Genomic DNA, 21,052 nt, shown 5'->3' on the forward strand with positions numbered 1-21,052 from the left:
ATCACTTTTACCTGCCCGCCATGGGATAAGCCCAGTCTGGGCGGTGCTTTATCGTCATCACCTCCCGGCAGAATTTCAATTCACAGAGGAAAACAGGGCAAAACAGCAGACATTCGGCAGGAGAAAGACCCGCAGCACAGCCCGCCAAGCCGCTCTTTTTGGGCTGCGTCATGGTTGGGGGCATGAGCTTGCATTCACAGGTGCACAGAGACAGGCACGCACGAGGCATGGGGCTCCTGTCAGAGGGCGCAAGGGGCAGGACGAGAGCCGCCTTGAGAAGCACATCGGCCAGGGACGTGCGGGTTCCAGGCCGAGCAAGCCCTATGGCCCAGGGGCAGGCAGAAGTGCCGGCAAGAGTGCGCGCAAGACGGGGGAGTGAAGGGAGCAGGCGTCTGCTGAAGAGGGGTGAATGAGAAAGGTGAAAAGAGAAAGGAGAGAAAAGAGTGCGCGCCTATCTCGCCACCTTATCTGGCAGAAACGCAGCAGGGTGCGGATCGGCAGGCTGGCTTATGGATGGGGCAGGGAGGGCGGTGGCCTGTGTCTGCCAGCAGGGGGCGCTGATGACAACCGGCAGGCATGAAAAAACCCTCCAACGGAGGGTTTTTGTCACAACAACCTGCATGAAGCGCCAGGGGGCTTAGAACAGGGTGGTGGAGAGATCGTACAGCTCCTGATCGAAGGGGCGCTTGAGGTTCTCGATGCAGTCGATGATGTCGTGGTGCACCATCTCGTTGCCCTGGATACCGACGCAGCGGCCACCCTGACCGGCCAGCAGTTGCTCGACGGCGAAGGCGCCCATGCGGCTGGACATGATGCGATCACGAGCGGTCGGCGAGCCGCCACGCTGGATGTGACCCAGAATGGTGGCGCGGGTTTCACGGCCTGTCATGGCTTCGATGTCTTTGGCCAGGGCGTTGACGTCGGTGACGTGCTCACAGATGGTGATGATGGCGTGCTTCTTGCCTTTGGCTTCGCCTTCCTTGATCTGTTGCAGCAGCTTCTCTTTGTCAAAAGCCACTTCCGGCACTATCACGTACTCGGCGCCACCGGCAACGGCGGCAGACATGGCCAGATCGCCACAGTGGCGGCCCATGATCTCGACCACAGAGATGCGGTGGTGGGAGCTGCAGGTGTCACGCAGACGGTCGATGGCGTCGACCACCACGTTGAGGGCGGTGTCAAAGCCGATGGTGAAGTCGGTACCGGCGATGTCGTTGTCTATGGTGCCCGGCAGGCCGATGCAGGGGAAACCCTCTTCGGTCAGCTTCTTGGCACCCATGTAGGAGCCGTCACCGCCGATCACCACCAGGGCGTCGATGCCGTGTTTTTTCAGGTTCTCGATCGCTTCGGCGCGCACTGCAGGGTCCTTGAACGCAGGGAAACGGGCAGAACCCAGGAAGGTGCCGCCGCGGTTGACCACGTCGGAGACGCTGTGGCGCTCGAGCTTGACGATCCTGTCCTGATGCAGACCGAGGTAGCCATCATAGATGCCGTAGACTTCCAGGCCATGATGCAGACCGGCGCGCACCACGGCGCGGATGGCTGCGTTCATACCCGGTGCGTCACCACCACTGGTCAAAACACCAATACGTTTGATTTGTTTGGTCATGAGTGCCTCTGGATCTGAGTTGTCGAATATCAATATCTGAAAATGGGGCCAGCCGTTTTTACTATATCGGCTTTCCTATGGAAGAAGGGGACCCATAGGAAAGCGATATCAAGAGAGGGGCCAGGCCCCTCTCTTGCGTCACTTACTGGGCTGCGCCAGCGATGATCTGGGAGAAGTCGTCCACTTTCAGGGACGCACCACCCACCAGGCCACCGTCGATGTCCGGCTGACCGAACAGATCGGCAGCGGTGGCGCCAGTGACGGAGCCACCGTACAGGATCTGTACCTTGGCAGCCACGGCGGCGTCGAAACCGGCCAGGTACTGACGGATGTGAGCGTGAACGGATTGCGCGATTTCCGGGGTGGCAGTCTTGCCGGTGCCGATGGCCCATACCGGCTCGTAAGCCACGACGGCGTTCTCGAAGGAGGCGATGCCGCAACGGTCGATGACGGCTTTGAGCTGGGTCTCGACCACGTTCTTGGTCACGCCGGCTTCGAACTGCTCCAGGGTCTCACCGATGCACAGAACCGGCACCAGGCCGCCTTTCTGGATGGCTTCGTACTTGGCAGCAACCACGTCGTCGGTCTCTGCGTGCAGGGTGCGACGCTCGCTGTGGCCGACCAGGGAGTAGGTGCAACCGAAGGCTTTGAGCATGGAGGGGGCGTTCTCGCCGGTGAAGGCGCCGGACTCGTGAACGTCGGCGTTCTGGGCACCGTAAGCAATCTTGCTGCCAGCGGTCAGCTGTTCAACCAGACCCAAAAAGATAACCGGCGGGCAGACGGCGACTTGCACGGAAGGATGAGCGGCAGCAGCCGGGGTCAGTCCTTTGATCAGAGCTTCGACAGAAGCTTTGGTGCCGTTCAGTTTCCAGTTACCCATTACCAGGTGCTGTCTCATCTTCTCAATCTCCTAGGCATTTGATTGCGCAACATTATATGAATTGAACCGAGCCCAAGATAGCTGACCCGGCGGCAAATGACGTAATTTTTTTTCGCTTTCCTGATCCAAATCAGGAATGCAAGAACCGATCGCTCAATCGTTAACCTGCCCCCGCAAACGGGCCCACCATACCCCAATCCACTCGTGAATGGCAGCCTCGGAATACATCAGGTAACGCCCCTTGGGCAGGTAGCTGTAGAGGGGCTGCGCCACCTGACTCTGCTTGGCGGTGTAGTCTGTGGGGGCCGGCACCGCATCGAGTCCCTGGCCGCGATAGAGCGCCATGGCCCGGGGCAGGTGGGTGGCCGAACTCACCAGGGCGACCCGCTTGCCCTTGAGGTGGGCGCTGATGCTGACCGCCTCGTCATGGGTGTCTTTGTTGTTTTCAAACAACGTCATTCGGGATCTGTCTACCCCTAAGCTCTGCGCCATGCGGGCGTTGACCTCGGCATTGGACAGGGGATCCCCGGACACATAACCGGAGAAGACCAGCTCGGCTTCTGGATAGGCCTGGGCCAGCCGTACTCCTTCCAGGGTGCGGGCCAGGGCTATGTTGTTCTGCCAACTGCGCATCGGCACCGCCGGATCGCTCACATGGCCGTTGCCGAGCACCACTATGGCCTCGATATCCGGATGCTGGCTCACCTCGAAGGGCGGATAGGTCTGCTCCAGTGAACGGGCTAACTCATAGCTGACGGGTCTCATCCCCATCAGGGCGATGATCACCAAGGAGAGGGTCGCCAGCAGCTTGCCGCTCTTCTGAAAGCGGGTGAACCAGAGCAGCGCGAGCGCCAGCAGCAATAAGGAGAGGGAGAAGGGCAGCGGCATCAGCAACTGGCCTAACCATTTTTTAAGCTCAAACACTGTGGTGTCGTCCTTGAGTTTTCAGCGGATCCGGGATGTGACAGAATACCCCTCTTTTTTCCTGTGGCCCAATCCTGTGTGGTTCCTCCTGCGAGCCCCCACAGCGGGGCGGCCGAAGATGAGTGTGTCTTGAAGCAAGATCAGAGTTTTGACGGGCGCGCCGACAAGTTCGCCCGCAACATTTATGACTCCACCAAGGGGCGCATTCGCACCGCCGTGGTGTGGAGCGACATCGAAGCCTGCCTGGCACGCCTTGGCAACAGACCCCTGCGCATCCTGGATGCCGGCGGCGGCTTTGGCTACTTCGCCCAGAAGCTGGCGGCCATGGGCCACCAGGTGGAGCTGTGCGATCTCTCGGCAGAAATGCTGGAACTGGCCCGGGTCCAGATCGCCGAGAAGGGGCTTGAAGACAGAATCCGTCTCATCCATTGCCCCATTCAGGATCTCAAGGCCCATGTGACCGTCACCTTTGATCTGGTGCTTTGCCACGCTGTATTGGAGTGGCTCGCCGAGCCCCGCCAGACCCTGCTCGGTCTGTTCCCTTTCGTCAATGCAGGGGGCATACTGTCGCTGCTTTTTTACAATCGTCATGGTCTGCTGTTCCAGAGCCTGGTGGTGGGCAATTTCGACTATGTGCGCCAGGGGCTGAACAAGAAGCGTCAGACCGCGCTCACGCCCACCAACCCCCAGTTGCCGGAACAGGTCTATGACTGGATAGGCCGGGGGGGCCTCAAGATCATCGGCAAGACAGGGGTGCGGGTCATTCACGACTACATGCGCCACAAGCAGGAGCAGGTCGAGAAATTCGATGATCTGCTGGCCATGGAGCAGCACTACTGTCGTCAGGAACCCTTTGTTTCCCTCGGGCGCTACATCCATGTGATGGCCCAGAAGCCGGTCGGCTGAGGGTGGTCATGGGGGCCTGAATGGTCGGGATGCAAGGGTTTATGCGGCCGGGATACCGCCGCCGGGGTTGCCCATCCCCGGGTCCAAATCACCACGAGGGGTCTTGTGCCCCCGTTTATAACAACGAGATGATAACGTCATGATGAGTACATCCCGTACCCTGCCAGAGACGGTGGGATGGGTCAGACAGGAGGGCCTCTCCTTGAATCTGCCCACCGACAGGCTGGCCTTTCTGATTGCGATCAAGACACTGTCCGAGGACGAGTCTGATCTCTCGGAGGCCGCGCTGCACGACGCCTTCGGTTATGTGAGCAGCGCCTTCGGCCAGATGGACGAGACCCTCATCGGTCGCGCCAACAACGCCATCAACGATCTCATTCGCCAGCAGTTGCTGTCGCGCTTCACCACCGACATGGTGGCGGGGGAGAGCCTCTATCGCCTGTCGCGCCTTGGCATGAGCATCGTCGACTTCTTCATGGATCAGCGCCAGGTCGACTCCATCAAGCTCTCCATCCTGCTCGAACACCTGGCATCCGAGCTCGACACCGCCCGCAAGGCGGCGCTTGAGACCAATACCCGGGAGCAGTGGGATGCAGAGGTGCTGCCGCGCCTCTCCTTCTCCCTGGAGGAGACGCTCGGTCGCATCGATCTCACCCAGCGCGCCATGGACGAGCAGCAGAATCAGGTCAAGAACGAGATAGCGGCCCTGCTGACCCAGAACTGGATAGACGCCATCCACAGCTGCGAGAAGCTGCTGCGCGAGACCGGCCAGACCCTGCGCGAGTTGCAGGATACCCTGGACGCCGCCGGCCACCGGCTGCAGGCGGGGCTGCTCAACATTCAGGAAGCGGCCCAGGGGCGCGACGATCTGTTCCACGTCGAGGAGCTGACCCATGCCCTGCAGGGGCGGCTCGACGTCATCACCTCCTGGGGCCAGCAGTGCATCGAGCTCTGGTCCCGCTATGACAGGCACGTCCACAAGTTCATCCGCAACGCCATCGACATGGACAAGAACCGCGCCTTCAGCCAGCGGCTGCGGGAATCCATTCGCAACTTCGAGCAGCACAACTTCTTGCTGCGGGTGGCCGAGGAGCCGCGCCTGTTGGAGCTGCGGGACGAAACCATCGCCATCCACGACGAGGAGGTGACCGGCGAGGTGCCCCTCGAGATGGAATTCATGGAGATGGTGGACATCAACCAGGCGCTGGCGGAGCGCATCGAGCGCTATCTGGCCCGCTATCCCGAGCAGGGACAGCAGATGGACCTGGCCGACGTGCTGCGGGAATACCTGCTCGATTTCCCGGCCCACGCCCACTTCGATGTGGCGCGTCTGCTGATAGACCAGGCCGTGCGCCTCGGCCATGCCAGCGGTGAGCGCGAGCTGCACCGCCAACCCGCATGGAAACCCATTAACCAAGCTGGATCCAAGGTTCAGGCCTATGTCATTGATCAATTCTGAGTTTCCCTTGCCCCTGCGGCTCGCAGAGGCCATCGCCAACCCCTTGTTTCCGCGCATCGACACCGCCCTGCGCTCGGGGCGCCACATCAGTGCCGACGATTTCGAACAGCATTCGGCCCTGGTGGAGTTCCATGGCGAGCTGGAGATCTTCTACGGCCGCTATCAGGTCGAACTCATCAAGGCGCCTGAGGGCTTCTTCTACCTGCGTCCGCGCCCCAGCGCCGACATCGGCACCACAGTGCTCTCCGAGCTCGACATGCTGGTGGGCAAGGTGCTCTGTTACCTCTATTTGAGCCCGGACAGGCTCGCCTCCGAGGGTGTCTTCACCATGGGCGAGTTGCAGGAGGAGGTGCTCGGTCTGGCCGACGAGAAGCAGCTGCTGCGCATGGTCAACAGCCGCTCCGGCGGCACCGATCTGGACAAGAAGAAGCTGCTCGAGAAGATCCGCACCTCCATGCGCCGCCTCAAGCGCCTCGGGATGATCACCGCCCTTGGCAACAGCGACAAGTTCCGGGTCAACGAATCCGTGTTCCGCTTTGCCGCCGACGTGCGCTCCGACGAGGATCCCCGCGCCGTGCAGCTGCGGATGATCCAGGAAGGGGAGGCCATCTTCCACGACGACGAGATGCCGAGCAGCGATTCGCTGTTTGACGACATCGAGGGAGATCTGGATGAAGAGCAGCTGGAGCTGGAGGTGGAAGATGATCTGCAACGTTAATGTTCTGGCACAGATGGAGTTGGCCGGTTTGATGGAGAGTGCGGCGTGAGAGGCAAATTCAAATCCCTGACCATGGTCAACTGGAACGGCTTCTTCGCCCGAACCTTCGATCTCGACCAGCTTGTGACCACGCTGTCCGGCGGCAACGGGGCGGGCAAGTCCACCACAATGGCGGCCTTTATCGCGGCCCTGATCCCGGATCAGTCCCTGCTGCATTTTCGCAACACCACGGAAGCGGGCTCCAGCAGCGCCTCCCGTGACAAGGGGCTCTACGGCAAGCTGCAGCGCGGCCACTGCTATTCGCTGCTGGAAGTGATGAACAGCCGCGAGCAGCGGATCTGGGTCGGCGTACACCTGGAGCAGGTGGCGAATCGCGACAACAAGGTCAACATCACCCCCTTCGCCCTGGTGGACGTGCCTGAGCAGCTGCAACCCACGGATCTGCTGCTGGAAAAACTCCATGACGGCAAGGGCCGGGTGCGTGCCTTCACCGATCTGAAGGGGGCCGCCGCCGAGCTGGGGGCCATGAAGGTCGCCAAGTTCAATACGGTGACCGATTATCACAACTTCATGTTCGAGTTCGGCATCACCCCGAAGAAGTTGCGCGACCAGAAGGATCGCGGCAAGTTCTATCGCCTGATCGAAGCCTCCCTCTACGGCGGCATCTCTTCGTCCATCAGCCGTTCCTTGCGGGAATACCTGCTGCCGGAGAACTCCGGGGTGCGCAAGGCGTTCCAGGACATGGAGGCGGCCATCTACGAGAACCGCCGCACCCTGGAAGCCATCAAGGAGACCCAGGGCCAGCGGGATCTGTTCAAGAACCTCATTACCGAGACCACCCACTACGTGGCGGCCGAGTATGTGCGGGGCGCCGCCGAGAAGAGCCGTCTCTCCGAGCTGGCCCTGAAGGCGCGCGCTGAGCTCGCCGGCAAGCGTCGCCTGCTGGCGGAAGAGAAGCAGCGCGCCATCTATCTGGCGGACGAGGTGGATCAGCTCACCAACCGCGAGAAGCTGTTGACCGACGAGCTGGAATCCGCCGCCGAGCACCTGGCCAAGGTGATGGCGGCAGTGGCGCTGCAAAAGAAGATAGAGCTGTATCGCGCCGATCTGCGGGAGCTCAACGACAAGCTCGAACAGCAGCAGGCGGTGGTGGAAGAGATCCACGGCCAGTTGCTGGAAGTGGAGGAGCGCAAGGAGCTGGCCCAGGCCGAGGTGGACAGCCTCAAGACCCAGCTGGCCGACTATCAGCAGGCACTGGACATTCAGCAGACCCGCGCCATCCAGTACCGCCAGGCGGTGCAGGCGCTGGAGACGGCCCGCGCGCAGTGCGAACTGCCGGGACTGACCGCCGAACAGGCGAGCGACAGCCTGCACCAGTTCCGCGCCGCCGAGCAGAGCCTTACCAGTCGAGTACTGGGGGCCGAGCAGCAGCTGGCGCTGGCCAAGGCCGCGGTGGCCGAGCATCAGGCCGCGCTGACGCTGCTTTTGAGCATTGCCCCCGAGACCGCCCGCGAGGCCGCCTGGCCCACGGCGCAGGCGCTGCTCAAGCGTCACATCGAAGACAAGGCCCGCATTGCGCAGGGGCAGGGGCTGCGCGCCGCGCTGGCTCGCCTCGAGAAAGAGAGCGACAGCCAGCAGGCGCTCTTCCGCTTGCGCGATGAGTTGCAGCAGGCGTCTGGCCAGCTGATCGCGAGCCAAGACGAGCTGGAGTTGTTTCTTGAGGCCCAGCGCAACCGTCAGGAAGAGCTCGCCGATCAGCAGGCGGAGGCGAACCAGCGCCGCGCCAGCCTCGAGCATCAGGGCGTCCAGCTGGGCCGCGATATTGCCGAGCTGACCAGGCTGGCGCCGCGCTGGCTCAAGTCGTTCGAGAAGCTCGAACAACTGCGCGAGCAGAGCGGATTGCCGCTCGCCACCGCCGAAGAACTCTCGGCCGGTATGCAGACAGTGCTCGACAAGGAGCGGGAGTTCGAGCAGGAGAGCAACCGCATCCAGGGCCAGAAGCAGGCGCTGGAGCTGCAAATTCGCAACCTGCAGCTGGGGGCCGGTGAGGCGGATCCGCGCCTGGCCCGCGTCGCCGAGCAGGTGGGGGGCGTGCTGCTCTCCGACGTCTATGACGACATCTCCATCGACGATGCCCCTTACTATTCGGCGCTCTATGGCCCGGCTCGCAGCGCCCTGGTAGTGCTCGACCTTGAGGGCGCCATAGAGCGGCTGAAAAAGCTGGAAGATTGCCCGGAAGATATCTACCTCATCCAGGGCAACCCCGACTCCTTTGACGAGGATCTGGTGGAAGCGGACGAACTGGGTGATGCCGTGCTGGTGCGCACCAGCAAGCGCCAGGTGCGCTTCTCCCGCTACCCCGAGCTGCCGCTCTTTGGCCGCGCCGCCCGGGAGAAACGCATCGAGCAGCTCGACCTTGAGCGGGAAAATCTTATCGAGGGCTACGCCAAGGCCGCCTTTGAGCAGCAGAAGTACCACCGCCTCTACGGGCATTTTCGCGACTTTATCGGCCAGCACCTAGATATCGCCTTCCGCCCCGATCCGGAAGCCGAAGTGCAGGCCAAACAGGCCGAGCTGCGCGCGCTGCAAGGGGCCATCGGCGAGTGCGACAAGCAGCTGAGTGAGGCCAAAGCGGCCGCCGCCCAGCTGACTCGCCATATCCAGCTGGTACAGGGGATGCTGCCCTTTGCCCATCTGTTTGCCGAGACTGATCTGGCGGCCCGTCTCGAGGCGGCCCACGCCGATGTGGAAGCCCTTAAAACAGCCGAAGCCTTTGTGGCCCAGCACGGCAAGGGGCTCGAGAAGCTCGAGACCCTGGTGCAGGTGCTGCGCCAGGATCCCCAGGATCTCTCTGCCCTGCAGGCAGCCTTTGACGAGGCGAGCGAACTGCTGGCCGAGCAGAAGCGGCGTTGCTACGCGCTGGATCAGCTGGTGGCCCGTCTGCCGCACTTTGCCTATCAGGATGCGCAAGACCTGCTGGGCAAGGCCTCGGAGATGAGCGAGCGACTCAAAGAGAAGCTCAAAGCCGCCGAGCTGGCGGCCCGCACCGCTGGTGAGCAGCACAAGCAGATTGCCTTGCGTCACACCGAAGCGCTGCAACTGCGCACCGCGCTCGATTCCAGCGCCTCGGCCAAGGGCCAGACCCTGGCGGAGTTCGAGCAGGAGCTGGGGGCCATGGGGCTCACCCTGTCCGACGACATGGAAGAGAAATCCCGCGCCCACAAGAAGGAGATCGAAGAGCTGCTCATCCGCACCCGCTCCCGTCGCACCAGCGCCGAGGCCCAGTTGCAGGTGACCAAGCGCGAGATTGAATCCTTGGGCGGTCGTCTCAAATTGGAGGGCAAGGACTACTTCGGCGCCCGTAAATCCCTGGTGGGCCACAAGGCGAACTGGTCGCGGGTGGTGCGGCTGGCGCGGGAGACCGATGTCGAGAAGCGCCTCAACAAGCGCGAGCTGGCTTATCTTGACAGCGACGAGCTGCGCTCCATGTCGGACAAGGCCCTCGGCGCCCTGCGGGTGGCGGTGGCCCACGACGAGGCCCTGCGCGATGCGCTGCGCCTCTCCGAGGGCAACCGCAGCACGGAGCAGAAGGTCGCCTTCTACGTGCAGGTCTACCGTTACCTCAAGGATCGCATCCGCAACGACATCATCCGCTCGGACGATCCTGTGGAGGCCATCGAGGAGATGGAGATCGAGCTGGCGCGGCTTGCCGACGAGCTCAAGCAGCGGGAGAACCATCTGTCCCTCTCCTCCCACGAGGTGGCGGCCAAGATCACCAACATCATACGCCGGGAGCAGAACCGCATCCGGGTGCTCAACCAGGGCCTGCAGAACATCGCCTTCGGCCTGGTGCGCGGGGTGCGCCTCAACGTCAACATCCGCGAGGCCCACACTCGTCTCTTGACCGCGCTTGCCGATCAGAGCGCCATGCACAACGATCTGTTCGCCGACAAGGAGCTCAGCTTCTCCGAGGCCATGGCCAAGCTGTTCCAGCGCCTGAACCCGCAGATAGAGCAGGGGGAGCGCAACTATCAGGTGATGGGGGACGTGCTGCTGGACTATCGCAACTACCTAGAGCTCGAAATCGAGGTGCAGCGTGGTGCCGATGGCTGGCTGCGTGCCGAGAGCGGCGCCCTCTCCACCGGCGAGGCGATTGGTACAGGTCAGGCCATCCTCTTGATGGTGCTGATCAGCTGGGAGGAGGAGTCCCGCCGTCTGCGCGGCAAGGACATAGCCCCCTGCCGTCTCTTGTTCCTCGACGAAGCGGCGCGCCTGGACGGCAAGTCCATCGCCACCCTGTTCGAGCTGTGCGAGCGCCAGGACATGCAGCTGCTCATCGCGGCGCCGGAGAACATCAGTCCCGAGAAGGGCACCACCTACAAGCTCATCCGCAAGGTGCAGGGCAAGCACGAGCACGTGCACGTGGTGGGGCTGCGGGGCTTCGGTTTCGCCGATGACAAGCTGATCGCCTGACCTCTTCCCCTGACAGGGGCTGACGGGTGAACACACAAACGGGAGGCTTGGGCCTCCCGTTTTCCATGGAAAATATGAGAGAGTAGGCGCCTGTTCGCGGGATCCAGACTGGCGATGCAGGGTAACGGCCACGGCACATCAACCTGACATCGCATCGAGGGAATAAAGCATGACGTGGAAATTACAAAAAGGGCTGCTGGCCTCCCTGTGCCTGCTGCTCGCGGCCTGCAGCAGCCAGCCTGATGCGGGCAGTGCGGGCAACGGGCGAGGTTATACCCAGACTGGGCTGGCCTCCTACTATGCCGATCGCTACCACAACAAGCGCACCGCAAGCGGCGAGCCCTACCAGAAGAGCGCCAACACCGCCGCCCATATGACGCTGCCCTTCGGCGCCATGGTGCGGGTGACCAACCTTGCCAACGGCAAGAGCGTGGTGGTGCGGGTCAATGACAGGGGCAACTTCCCCAGAGGCCGGATCATCGATCTCTCAAGGGCGGCATTTAGCAGCATAGGCAACACCCGATCCGGCCTTCTCAAGGTCAAGGTCGAGGTGTTGTAGAGGGCCATAAGCCCGGCCCATTGCACAGCGGGAAACGGCAAGGCCCCGGACACTGCATCTCAGCGTTGACAGCCTCCAGCCTCCAGTCGTATCTGTGTTATTGCATGACTGCCGCTCAAGGCACTCGGCTTGTCTCTTGCTGCCCCTCGCCAGGGCGCCAATATGGAGGTTGTTGAGATGACGAACCGCACGCCCATTCAGGCCACACAGATCCCGGAGAACAAGGCAAAGTCCCTCTATCCGGAGCCCTTCGCCTCCCTGGTCAAACACCGCACCAGACGCAGGCTGGGGGACCACTTCGGTCTTGCCAATCTTGGGGTGAACCTGACGACCCTGGCGCCGGGCGCCATCTCTGCGCTCAAACATCACCACAGCAAGCAGGATGAGTTCATCTATGTGCTCTCGGGCACCCCTATGCTGCGCTATGGGGAGGAGGAGTACCTGATGTCGCCGGGGGAGTGCATCGGCTTCAAGGGCGGCAACGGCCTGGCCCACCAGTTGCTCAACCCTGGGGAGGTGGAGGCGGTTTATCTCGAGCTGGGGGACAGGCTGGCGGGGGACACAGTCCAATACCCTGACGACGATCTGGCCCTGATTCAGGGCGCCGATGGCGCCTGGGCTGCCAGACATAAGGACGGGCCCCCCTATTAGGGGCCCATCACTCTTTGGGAAAGCATGATAAGCCTATGAAATTCATACCTTTAGGTGAGGTGCGCGCAGAGGATTTTCTGCCCCTGGTCAACGACGAGACGCTGCGAAAGCACCTGATAGACCATCCCTCCTTCGAGCTGGTCACGGTGCGGCGCTGGATGGAGGAGAAGATGGCGATAGATGCGCTGCCCGGTTGCCGCGTGCGCGCCGTCCTCATCGATGGCCGACTTGCGGGGTGGTGCGGTCTCCAGCCCGATGAGGAGGGGATAGAGATAGCCATCGTCATCGCCAGGGCGGGTTGGGGCAGGGGGCTCGCCATCTTCAACGAGATGATGGGTTGGGCGCGCAGCATGGGCCATCAGGAGGTCGTCTTTCATCTGCTTGGCACACGCCCCTTATACAAGTCCCTCGCCAGGCGCGCCACCAGGGTGACAAAGACGACACTGTCGGGGCACACCTTCACCACCTATTACTTCAGCGTTTAGATCTGGAGCAGGCCCTGACGGCGAGCCACGTTCTTGCCTCTGGCCGCGCTTATGTCTCTGCCGTAGTCCCGTTGTTCACCCGGGTGAACACTCTGTCCATCCTGCCCCTCTATATCGACCTGGCCGCCATGCCTACACTGGGCGCCATGTTGAGGGAGGCGGCTGCCATGAGAGGGCAGGCACCTCCCGGTCTCTTGATGATGTGACAGTGGAGAAGTAGGGATGAAGAGAGAGTCGGACAAGATAGTGTCGATCGCCGTGCTCAAGGCCAAAGCCGGCATGAGAGAGCGCCTGCGCCACGAGTTGCTCGCGCTGATAGAGCCCACCCGCCGGGAGCCTGGCAATCTCGATTATGTGCTGTTCGAGCTCAAAGACGAACCCGGCACCTTCTACATGCGAGAAGCCTTCGTCAGTCAGGCCGCCCTGGATGCCCACTGCGAGACGGACTATTTCCAGGCCTTCGCCCGCCAGGCGGACGACTTGCTGGCAGAGCCCCTTCGCCTCATCTTCATGGAAGAGGTGAGCCCGCCATCGACCATGGGGCCGGGCTGAGAGCCTGCCCGTTCGCTTGCCCCATGTTCCCGAACGGTGCGGCTTCGCTATGATTGAGAGGGCGAAGTGACTGGGACTGAGGGCGCGGCATGCAAACCCGGCTGTCACTAGCCAAAGGTGGTACTGGGCCCATGGTTTGCCGTCACGGGAGACGTCATGAAGAGAACCCTGATCCTGGTGCGTCACGGCAAGTCGAGCTGGGAAGAGCAGGGGCTGCCTGACAGGACGCGGCCGCTCGCCGAGCGGGGCCTGCGCGATGCGCCCCTGATGGGCAGACGGCTGGCGCACGATAAGGTGCGACCCGATCTCATCCTCTCGAGCCCCGCCTGCCGGGCCTTGTCGACGGCGAACATCATCGCCGAGGTGCTCGGCTACCGGCCAGAGGAGATAATGACGGACGAGCGGCTCTATGGCGCCGATGTGAGGACCCTGATGAAGGTGATGGGTGAGCTTGGTGACGAGTTCAGGTGCGTCATGCTCTTTGGTCACGATCCCGAGTTCACCGACCTTGCCCACCGCTTTTCCGGCAAGATCACCCGGATGCCGACCTGCGCCGTCGCCCGCTTCACCTTTGACGCCCCCTCCTGGTCGGCCGCCGCGTCGCAAAGGCCGGTGACTGCCGTGCTCGACTATCCGAAAAAGGGGTAAGTGAATAGCAAGAGGAAGCGCAGGGTTGTCGCTCACCGGGGTCTGGTGAATAAGTTGGCAAGAGATCAAACAAGAAGGGGAGCCCAGGCTCCCCTTCACATTCCCGTCATGTCGCTTATTTGGCGGCGATCGGCCCCTTGGTGCCCGCATCGTTATCGACCCAGCCATCCTCCCCCTTGATGCGACGATCCCCCTGTATGGTGTAGATGACCATGCCGTCCTTGAACACCAGGGCCCCGTCGGATTTCTTGGCACTGACCTTCTTGTCGTTGACCCACACCTGATCCTTGTCGTCGATGCGGATGGTGGCGACGGTGGCGCCCGTCTCGGGGAAGGTGGCGACCCAGTTGCCGGCGTAGGGGCTGGCGCTGGTGGCCGCCGGAGCCTCACCAAACCCGGCGGCCGCGTTCTCGGCCTTGGTCTTGTGAATATCGCAGCCCTGGGCCTCGGTCACCTGGGTGCAGCCGGAGCGCTCCAGCTGCTGGGCATATTTTGCGTTGATGGCGTGAGCCGGGGCCATGCCAAGCAGGGTCACGATCAGTGCAGCATTCCTGGACATAATTCATCCCTCAAAATGTGAGTCTTGCCGGTTCATCGCAGCCTTGACTGCCATGAGCAACAGCCTGGGTTCGCGGCAATATCTTGGGTGCGAGGTGGCAGGCCTGTTTCACGTTAGCAGCTGGAACGGGACTCGCACAGGGGGGCGGAAAAATAGGTGCCATCCAGGGGATCCCTGAGCCCGCGTACTCAGCTTTGGGGCACTCTTATCCCCTTGTCGAGGTAGAGGCTGCTGTAGTGGGCGCGATGGGTGACGAACATCACCTGGTGGCGGCTGCCGTCGGAGAGGATGACGAAATCCCCGGCCTGGGCCGGGCTTTGCAAGAGGATCTCGTGTTCGGGGGCCGTCAGCTTGTCGGCCTCTTCCCTGAAGATGAGGGTGTATGAATACATATGGCACTCCACTGCAGGCGCATATACAGACAGGTTTCCCAACTCTAGCCGCCAGTGCCCGGATCCGCGGCGCTCAAGCGGCACCTGTGCGGCCGTTAATTTTATGGGTAAGCTGACCCCCTGATGGGTTCCCCCGGAAGGGGCCGCAAGGATGAGCCTATGAACCCCACTTTTCGTGAAGCAAGAAGCCAAGGAGTTGTCATGACGGAGCTGGTCACTGAGCTGGTGCGGATCGCCGCCTTTTCCGAAGGATCCCGCGGGGGCAATCCCGCCGGTGTCTGGGTAGGGGCCCAACTGCCGACGGCGGAGGAGATGCAGCGGATCGCCGCAGAGGTCGGATTCTCGGAGACGGCCTTCGCCGCCCCGCTGCACAGCGAAGGGCAAGGCGCAGAGGTGCGCCAATGGCGGGTGCGCTACTTCTCTCCCGAGGCGGAGGTGCCGTTTTGCGGCCATGCCACCATAGCCCTCGGGGTGGCGCTGGCGCGCCGCTTCGGGGCAGGGGACCATGCCTTGCGTCTCAGCCAGACCCAGATTCGGGTCTCGGGCTGGCAGGATGAGCAGGGGCAATGGCAGGCGGCGCTGCAATCCCCGCCAACCCGCAGCAAACCTGCGCCGGCGGATCTGATGCGCGAAACCCTGGCGCTGTTTGGCTATGATGCGGCCAGCCTGGATCCCCGCATACCCCCGGCGATCATTCACGGCGGCGCCGATCATCTGGTGCTGGCGCTCAAGGATCGCGCAACGCTCTCGGCCATGCACTATTCGCAGGCTCAGGGGCGCCTGCTGATGCGCCGCGAGGGCCTGGTGACTATTCTGCTGGTGCATGTGGCCGGGGAGAGGCTGTTCCACACCCGCAATGCCTTCGCCTACGGCGGCGTCTATGAGGACTCGGCCACCGGCGCCGCGACAGCCGCCTTCGCCGGCTATTTGCGCGATCTCCACTGGCCCCACGGCGGCGCCATCGACATAGTGCAGGGGGAAGACATGGGCATGCCGTCGCGGTTGCATGCCGAGATCCCGGCGGAATCCGGCAGTTCAATTCGGGTGTCAGGCGGGGCGCGGTGGATCTGAACCGGCATCATACGCAATACCACGTCAATTGAGGCAGGAGGACGATGTCGATGGGATTGTTTGAGCGAGCGGATATTCGTGCATTGAGCGAAAAGCTGCTGGGGTTGTCACAGGGGCAGGGGATGCTACTGACTAGTGCCGCAGGCCGAGAGTTGGATGACATGCTCAAGCGCGTTGGCGGTGTGCAACCGCTCGGTTTGGGTGCGCGGCGTCAGCTTACCGAGCGGGGTCGTGGTTTTTTGATGGACAAGCTCGCAGAGGCAGCAGACGACAATGTTTGGTCGGGTGATGCCGTGCTGACAGAGTTGGGTTGCCAACTGCCTCGGCGAATTAACGGTGCAACCCTGAGTGGCCTTTGGCACCGAGACTGCAAGGTCAGATTGTCACAGAATCACATGGAGCAGGTTGCAGCGCTGGGGCTTAGGGTATTTGGTGATGAGGTCATACGATTACGTACCTTGACACCACTGATATTGGTCGATGTGGAGGGCGGACGGCACGACATGACCGCTGTGATGGTGCTTCTGGGGGAGTTGGCATTGCCAGAACGAGCCTTGGTCGGGTTGGAAGGCATGGAATGGCAAGGGCGGCAGTTAGTCACGGTGGAAAACAAGGGTGCCTTCGTGGACTACCCGCTGCAAGAGGGCGAATTGCTGCTGTATGTCCCTGGCCGCAATACCACCCTGGCAAAGCAACTGCTCCCCCTATTGCCAGAGAGCCTCCCCTGGGCACACTTTGGGGATCTGGATCAACGTGGCCTGGACATTGCCACCGAACTGGCGGGGGCTCTGGGTCGTCCTCTGGCGCTCTGGTTACCCGACAATCTCATGGATTACGTCCATCACTATGCCCGCGACTTACTCCGTCAGCCGAAAGAACAAAAGAGGCAGCGAGGCAAAATTGCTTGGCGAGACAACATAGCACCCGTTCAGGGGGGCACAGTGCTGGCAGAGGTATTGGCTCATTTGACAGCCAATAAAGCCTGGTTGGAACAAGAAGTCCTGGTCACAGCCAGACGCTGGCAGTTATGGGCACTTGGTGTTGAGAGGGAAATCGCACAATAAAAAACCGCCCTTGTGAAGTGGGCGGTTTTTTTATGGTGCCGACCCTTATTTCAGGGCTTTCTTCAGCTTCTTGATCTTGCCTTCGTGCTTGGCAATTTTATCCTTGCGGGCGGCGATTTTCTTCTTGATATCTTTCTTGCTGGCTTTGGCCATAGGTAGTGCTCCTTGTGTCAAGAGGTCATCATGGGGTCATGATGTTCAGGATCTGTCCATGTGAAGAGCCCAGAGTGCCACATGAATTCCATCCGGGCCAGTGTTTCGCGGTTCCGGGAGCGGATGCTCCCCTGACGCAAATCCGGCGAAGGGGGGCTCGCTCATCGGGACTGGTTTGCAGGATAGTCCAGTTTTCCGGCGGCGCCACTTCTGCCGCGCCGACATTGTCGGTGGCCGGGCAACAAAAAAGCGCCCCTGGGGGCGCTTTTTGCATCATCCGAACCACAAGCGAGGGGATCAGGCCTTCTTCAGGTAGGCCGCGACCAGCACTATCTGCACGCCGTTGACCTTGCCTTCGATGTGCAGCGGGTTGTTGGTCAGGCGGATGCCCTTGACCAGGGTGCCACGCTTGGCGGTGAAACCGCCGCCCTTGACCTCCAGATCCTTGATCAGGGTGACGGAATCCCCCTCCTGCAGCACGGCGCCGTTGGAGTCGACGGTGGGCACGCTGTCGTCATCGTCGCGGGCCGCGCCCGCTTCGGCCCAGGCCTTGGTCTCTTCTTCCATGTACATCATGTCCAGCATGTCCTGGGCCCAGATCTCGCCCCGAGCGGACAGGTTCTTAAGCTGGCGCCATGCCATCACCTGCACCGCCGGCACCTGGCTCCACATGCTGTCACCCAGGCAGCGCCAGTGGTTGACCTCTGTGGTGTCCGGCTGCTCCAGCTGGCCACGGCAGGTGGTGCACAGCGCCACGCTGTGGTCATCGTCACTGGCGGGGGAGTGTGGCACCGGGAAGGCAGTCAGCGCATGTTCTGCTCCACACAGCTCACACTTGGCGTCCGCACGCGCTTGCAGGATGGCATTGATGGTCATGTTTTGGTTCCGTTCATATGGATAAAACGACCCGCGTGGGCGAGTCGCGCTAATGAGGGGGCGGAATATAGCACAAATCCCTGCTTTTTGTCAGGCTACCAGCAAGGGGTGGGGGCAGGCGCGCTGGCGAGTGCTTTTTGATGGCAGATCGCTAGAATGAGCCTCCCTTTTGGATAGCAGGACAAGCTCACCGTGCTGGCTCACCGTTTTCGACAACTGGATCGCTTGCTGACCGACGAGAGACGCTGGTGGCAATACCAGCCCTATCATCATCTGAGCCTGGCCTTCGCCGCCGAGGCTCCCGAGCTTGCCGCCTGCCTGAATGGCCTCAGCCTTGACGAGATAGCGCGGCTTGACGGCGACATGGGGGCGCTTTGCACCCTGCTTGCCCCCTGGATCCCGGCAGGGGCCGAGCTCCATGTCCTGAGCGAGCTCGACACCTTTGTCCCCGAACCCATTCACTGTGCCAGGGCCATGGCGATGTACATGCCGGGGCGCAAGCAGGCGCAGATAGAAGCCTTCACCGGTTGCCTGCCCGCCCATCAGGGTCCCTATCTGGAGTGGTGCGCCGGCAAGGGCCACCTGGGGCGCCTGGTCTCCCTGCACAGGGGGGCCGAGATCCTGAGCCTCGAATTGCAGCGCACGCTCTGCGAGGAGGGGCGGCAGCTCGCGGCGCGGGATGGTGCCCGCATGCAGTTTGTGGAGGCCGACGCCTTCGCCGCCGAGTCGGGGGCGCTCATAGCCCCGCACCATCACGCCATGGCGCTCCATGCCTGTGGTGAGCTGCATACCCATCTGCTGGAGCAGGTGGCCGAGCGCGGCGCCCGGGGCGTGACCCTCTCCCCCTGTTGCTATCACCTGATCCGCACCTCTCATTACCGCCCCCTGTCACAGGCCGCCAAGGCCAGCGCCCTGCACCTTGGCAAGAGTGACCTGAAGCTGCCGCTGCAGGAGACGGTGACCGGTGGTGCCCGCATCTCCCGCCTGCGCGAGCAGGAGGTGATCTGGCGTCTCGCCTTCGATTGCCTGCAACGGGAGGTGCGCGGGGTGGATCAGTACCTGCCGGTGCCCAACCTGCAAAAGAGCCTGCTGGCGGGCAGTTTCGAGGCCTTCTGTGACTGGGCCGCCGAGCGCAAGGGGATGGTGCTGCCCGGGGGGATAGACCATGGCGATTTCCTCGCCAGGGGGGAGCGGCGCTTTGGGGACGTCGCCCGCATGGAGCTGGTGCGCCATCTGTTTCGCCGTCCGCTGGAGATCTGGCTCGCCCTGGATCGCGCCCTCTTCCTCGAGGAGCAGGGCTATGAGGTAGAGCTGGGGGCGTTTTGCGACAAGCCCATGACTCCTCGCAATCTGCTGATCCGGGCGGTGCGCGTTCAGGCTGCATAAAAAGCGAGCGAGCAGGGGCCAACATGAGGCCGTGGCGAGGTTTCATCTGAGTGCAGAGTGAAATGGCTCACAAAATCGCCAAACTCTTAATTCTTGTCGTGAATTTAGTTATGGGGGCGTCTATGCTCGCCCTGAACTTCACATCGAGACAAGGATTGTTATCTATGTTCACACTCAAGCACAGCGCCTGGCTGGTTGCGGGGCTCTGCGCCTCGCCAACTTATGCGGCCATGAATATTCAGCCCGACCCACAAAATAGCGGTGGCTATGTGATTGCCGCCTCCGATATAACTGCCGTTGAAAAGGCCAAGACGGCCAACCCCATGTACGGCATCTGGTCAAAGGCATTGGCCACTCGACCCAACACCCTGGTGGAGGCGATTGTGCCAAGGCGAGCCGACAACCCGGACAACGTCAAACGGGTCGAGCGGGTCTTTACCGAGTCGGACTGGGATTTTTTGACCCAGATGGCGGCCCCTGAATATACCTATGAGCGCTTCTTGCGGGCGGTCGGCAAGTTCCCCGCCTTCTGCGGCGACTACACGGACGGGCGCAATGCGGACGCCATCTGCAAGAAATCCATCGTCACCGCCTTCGCCCACTTCGCCCAGGAGACGGGCGGCCATATCGGCAAGGACAATGTGTCCGACAACCCGCTGGGGCTCGAGGAGTGGCAGCAGGCGCTGGTGCATGTGCGCGAGATGGGCTGGGCCGAGGGACAACTCGGCTATACCACGGGCTGTGGCCAGAATGACTGGCAGAACAGGAAATGGCCCTGCAGCACGGGGCAGGGCTACTTTGGCCGTGGCGCTAAACAGCTCTCCTATCACTTCAACTACGGCGCCTTCTCCGAGGCGATGTTTGACGGCAACGCCTCTGTGCTGCTGAACAACCCCGGCCTGGTGGCCGACTCCTGGCTCAACCTCGCCTCCGCCATCTGGTTCTTCCTGACGCCGCAAGCCCCCAAACCCGCCATGTTGCATGTCATCGACAGAACCTGGGTGCCCTCCCAGCGCGAGGTCGCGGCGGGCATCGGCTATGGCTTTGGCACCACCATCAATGTCATCAACGGCGGCATAGAGTGTGGCGAGCAGAACAAGAACAAGGGGCAGCCGGTCAACCGCATCCGTTACTGGGAAGGGCTGGCCGCCCACTACGGGATCCCTGTCCTGGCGGACGAGAAGAACACCTGCTGGCAGCAGACTCCCTATGGCAGCCTCAACCTGAACGGCGCCACCGACGTGCTTTACACCAACTGGGACGGCAACTGGAAATATTATGCCGACAGGCCAGGTGGCTACTCGTTCGAGTGCGAGCTGGTGGGATTCCAGACCGCCTATTCGGCCCTGGTGCCGGGGGATTACGAGAAGTGCGTGACCAACTTTTACGGCTCCCACGCCAACTGGCCCAAGGTGCGGGTGGTGGCCAAGCTCGATCCCGCGCCCGTTGATCCGACCGACCCGCCCGTGGGAGATGTGCCTGCCTGGGTGGCCAGCAAGGTCTACACCGCAGGCAATAAAGTCAGCCACAAGGGCGTGGTGTATCAGGCGAAGTGGTGGACCCAGGGCAACGAGCCGGGCAAGGGAGATCCCTGGGCGCCGGTGAACTGAGCCCGGCAGGCCGCGTCATCAGTCATGATGGGGAAGGGGGGTGATGGGCCTCTCTTCCCCTCTTTCATGGGGATCCG

At 62.1% G+C, this 21,052-nt stretch carries 19 protein-coding genes; 13 read left to right on the plus strand and 6 right to left on the minus strand.

From position 1 onward, the window contains the following. Positions 1-637 precede the first annotated feature (637 nt). From pfkA to elyC, 3 genes are all read right to left on the minus strand, one after another. Positions 638-1,609, minus strand: coding sequence for a 6-phosphofructokinase (gene pfkA / locus Aeroheme_RS09735; RefSeq protein WP_163138008.1), 972 nt, complete (start codon positions 1,607-1,609; stop codon positions 638-640). A gap of 142 nt (positions 1,610-1,751) precedes the next feature. After that, a complete protein-coding gene (gene tpiA / locus Aeroheme_RS09740) occupies positions 1,752-2,507 on the minus strand; it encodes a triose-phosphate isomerase (RefSeq protein ID WP_111911896.1) in 756 nt (251 codons plus the stop codon). Between the two features lie 135 nt (positions 2,508-2,642). Then, positions 2,643-3,413, minus strand: a complete 771-nt coding sequence (gene elyC, locus Aeroheme_RS09745; protein ID WP_411167170.1) for an envelope biogenesis factor ElyC — start codon at positions 3,411-3,413, stop codon at positions 2,643-2,645. Positions 3,414-3,542: 129 nt separating this feature from the next. Here elyC and cmoM point away from each other — a divergent pair, with 129 nt between their 5' ends. The 9 genes from cmoM to Aeroheme_RS09790 all read left to right on the plus strand — a co-directional run bounded on the left by cmoM (position 3,543) and on the right by Aeroheme_RS09790 (position 13,864). Beyond that, the gene (cmoM, locus tag Aeroheme_RS09750) at positions 3,543-4,319 is read left to right on the plus strand and encodes a tRNA uridine 5-oxyacetic acid(34) methyltransferase CmoM (protein WP_411167171.1); all 777 of its coding nucleotides are present in this window, start codon (positions 3,543-3,545) and stop codon (positions 4,317-4,319) included. A 139-nt stretch (positions 4,320-4,458) separates the two neighbouring features. After that, complete coding sequence (gene mukF, locus Aeroheme_RS09755; protein WP_411167172.1) at positions 4,459-5,778, plus strand: chromosome partition protein MukF; 1,320 nt, start codon at positions 4,459-4,461, stop codon at positions 5,776-5,778. After that, positions 5,759-6,496 (plus strand): chromosome partition protein MukE, encoded by a 738-nt coding sequence (gene mukE / locus Aeroheme_RS09760; protein ID WP_041205837.1) that lies wholly within the window; start codon positions 5,759-5,761, stop codon positions 6,494-6,496. Before mukF ends, mukE begins: the two co-directional genes overlap by 20 nt. A 45-nt stretch (positions 6,497-6,541) precedes the next feature. Continuing rightward, entirely contained in the window at positions 6,542-10,969 is a 4,428-nt protein-coding gene (mukB, locus tag Aeroheme_RS09765) for a chromosome partition protein MukB (protein ID WP_411167173.1), read from the plus strand. 169 nt (positions 10,970-11,138) lie between these two features. Next, positions 11,139-11,528 (plus strand): septal ring lytic transglycosylase RlpA family protein, encoded by a 390-nt coding sequence (locus Aeroheme_RS09770; protein WP_106886699.1) that lies wholly within the window; start codon positions 11,139-11,141, stop codon positions 11,526-11,528. 177 nt (positions 11,529-11,705) lie between these two features. Beyond that, complete coding sequence (locus tag Aeroheme_RS09775; protein ID WP_411167174.1) at positions 11,706-12,179, plus strand: cupin domain-containing protein; 474 nt, start codon at positions 11,706-11,708, stop codon at positions 12,177-12,179. 35 nt (positions 12,180-12,214) lie between these two features. After that, positions 12,215-12,664 carry a GNAT family N-acetyltransferase gene (locus Aeroheme_RS09780; RefSeq protein ID WP_411167175.1) on the plus strand — a complete coding sequence of 150 codons (450 nt, stop codon included), beginning with the start codon at positions 12,215-12,217 and terminating at the stop codon, positions 12,662-12,664. Between the two features lie 222 nt (positions 12,665-12,886). Continuing rightward, the gene (locus Aeroheme_RS09785; protein WP_411167176.1) at positions 12,887-13,216 is read left to right on the plus strand and encodes a putative quinol monooxygenase; all 330 of its coding nucleotides are present in this window, start codon (positions 12,887-12,889) and stop codon (positions 13,214-13,216) included. A 156-nt stretch (positions 13,217-13,372) separates the two neighbouring features. Then, a complete protein-coding gene (locus tag Aeroheme_RS09790; RefSeq protein WP_411167177.1) occupies positions 13,373-13,864 on the plus strand; it encodes a SixA phosphatase family protein in 492 nt (163 codons plus the stop codon). Positions 13,865-13,979: 115 nt separating this feature from the next. On the opposite strand, the gene Aeroheme_RS09795 is transcribed toward Aeroheme_RS09790, so the two are convergent. Together Aeroheme_RS09795 and Aeroheme_RS09800 are read right to left on the minus strand one after the other, a co-directional pair. After that, on the minus strand, positions 13,980-14,423 hold the full coding sequence (locus tag Aeroheme_RS09795; RefSeq protein ID WP_411167178.1) for a hypothetical protein: 444 nt from the start codon (positions 14,421-14,423) through the stop codon (positions 13,980-13,982). Between the two features lie 188 nt (positions 14,424-14,611). Continuing rightward, complete coding sequence (locus Aeroheme_RS09800) at positions 14,612-14,815, minus strand: hypothetical protein (protein ID WP_234676827.1); 204 nt, start codon at positions 14,813-14,815, stop codon at positions 14,612-14,614. A 201-nt stretch (positions 14,816-15,016) separates the two neighbouring features. On the opposite strand from Aeroheme_RS09800, the gene Aeroheme_RS09805 reads away from it, so the two are divergent. Beyond that, positions 15,017-15,886: a PhzF family phenazine biosynthesis protein gene (locus tag Aeroheme_RS09805; protein WP_394293437.1), complete on the plus strand. Its 870-nt coding sequence runs from the start codon at positions 15,017-15,019 to the stop codon at positions 15,884-15,886. 50 nt (positions 15,887-15,936) lie between these two features. Continuing rightward, a complete protein-coding gene (locus tag Aeroheme_RS09810) occupies positions 15,937-16,950 on the plus strand; it encodes a Wadjet anti-phage system protein JetD domain-containing protein (protein WP_411167235.1) in 1,014 nt (337 codons plus the stop codon). 450 nt (positions 16,951-17,400) lie between these two features. Here Aeroheme_RS09810 and Aeroheme_RS09815 read toward each other — a convergent pair whose 3' ends face one another. Next, positions 17,401-17,979, minus strand: a complete 579-nt coding sequence (locus Aeroheme_RS09815; RefSeq protein WP_163147634.1) for a PhnA domain-containing protein — start codon at positions 17,977-17,979, stop codon at positions 17,401-17,403. Between the two features lie 192 nt (positions 17,980-18,171). On the opposite strand from Aeroheme_RS09815, the gene Aeroheme_RS09820 reads away from it, so the two are divergent. Further along, complete coding sequence (locus Aeroheme_RS09820) at positions 18,172-19,365, plus strand: methyltransferase (RefSeq protein ID WP_394293436.1); 1,194 nt, start codon at positions 18,172-18,174, stop codon at positions 19,363-19,365. A gap of 164 nt (positions 19,366-19,529) precedes the next feature. Next, a complete protein-coding gene (locus Aeroheme_RS09825; RefSeq protein ID WP_411167179.1) occupies positions 19,530-20,975 on the plus strand; it encodes a chitinase in 1,446 nt (481 codons plus the stop codon). Positions 20,976-21,052 lie beyond the last annotated feature (77 nt).

The sequence above is a fragment of the Aeromonas sp. DSM 116730 genome (genome assembly GCF_046581335.1).
Lineage (GTDB): Bacteria > Pseudomonadota > Gammaproteobacteria > Enterobacterales > Aeromonadaceae > Aeromonas > Aeromonas rivipollensis.

Excerpts from the sequence above, each read along its gene's own strand:
- pfkA (WP_163138008.1), bottom strand. The coding sequence starts at position 1,609 with ATGACCAAACAAATCAAACGTATTGGTGTTTTGACCAGTGGTGGTGAC.
- tpiA (WP_111911896.1), bottom strand. The coding sequence starts at position 2,507 with ATGAGACAGCACCTGGTAATGGGTAACTGGAAACTGAACGGCACCAAA.
- mukF (WP_411167172.1), top strand. The coding sequence starts at position 4,459 with ATGATGAGTACATCCCGTACCCTGCCAGAGACGGTGGGATGGGTCAGA.
- mukE (WP_041205837.1), top strand. The coding sequence starts at position 5,759 with ATGTCATTGATCAATTCTGAGTTTCCCTTGCCCCTGCGGCTCGCAGAG.
- Aeroheme_RS09770 (WP_106886699.1), top strand. The coding sequence starts at position 11,139 with ATGACGTGGAAATTACAAAAAGGGCTGCTGGCCTCCCTGTGCCTGCTG.
- Aeroheme_RS09775 (WP_411167174.1), top strand. The coding sequence starts at position 11,706 with ATGACGAACCGCACGCCCATTCAGGCCACACAGATCCCGGAGAACAAG.
- Aeroheme_RS09780 (WP_411167175.1), top strand. The coding sequence starts at position 12,215 with ATGAAATTCATACCTTTAGGTGAGGTGCGCGCAGAGGATTTTCTGCCC.
- Aeroheme_RS09785 (WP_411167176.1), top strand. The coding sequence starts at position 12,887 with ATGAAGAGAGAGTCGGACAAGATAGTGTCGATCGCCGTGCTCAAGGCC.
- Aeroheme_RS09790 (WP_411167177.1), top strand. The coding sequence starts at position 13,373 with ATGAAGAGAACCCTGATCCTGGTGCGTCACGGCAAGTCGAGCTGGGAA.
- Aeroheme_RS09795 (WP_411167178.1), bottom strand. The coding sequence starts at position 14,423 with ATGTCCAGGAATGCTGCACTGATCGTGACCCTGCTTGGCATGGCCCCG.
- Aeroheme_RS09800 (WP_234676827.1), bottom strand. The coding sequence starts at position 14,815 with ATGTATTCATACACCCTCATCTTCAGGGAAGAGGCCGACAAGCTGACG.
- Aeroheme_RS09805 (WP_394293437.1), top strand. The coding sequence starts at position 15,017 with ATGACGGAGCTGGTCACTGAGCTGGTGCGGATCGCCGCCTTTTCCGAA.
- Aeroheme_RS09810 (WP_411167235.1), top strand. The coding sequence starts at position 15,937 with ATGGGATTGTTTGAGCGAGCGGATATTCGTGCATTGAGCGAAAAGCTG.
- Aeroheme_RS09815 (WP_163147634.1), bottom strand. The coding sequence starts at position 17,979 with ATGACCATCAATGCCATCCTGCAAGCGCGTGCGGACGCCAAGTGTGAG.
- Aeroheme_RS09825 (WP_411167179.1), top strand. The coding sequence starts at position 19,530 with ATGTTCACACTCAAGCACAGCGCCTGGCTGGTTGCGGGGCTCTGCGCC.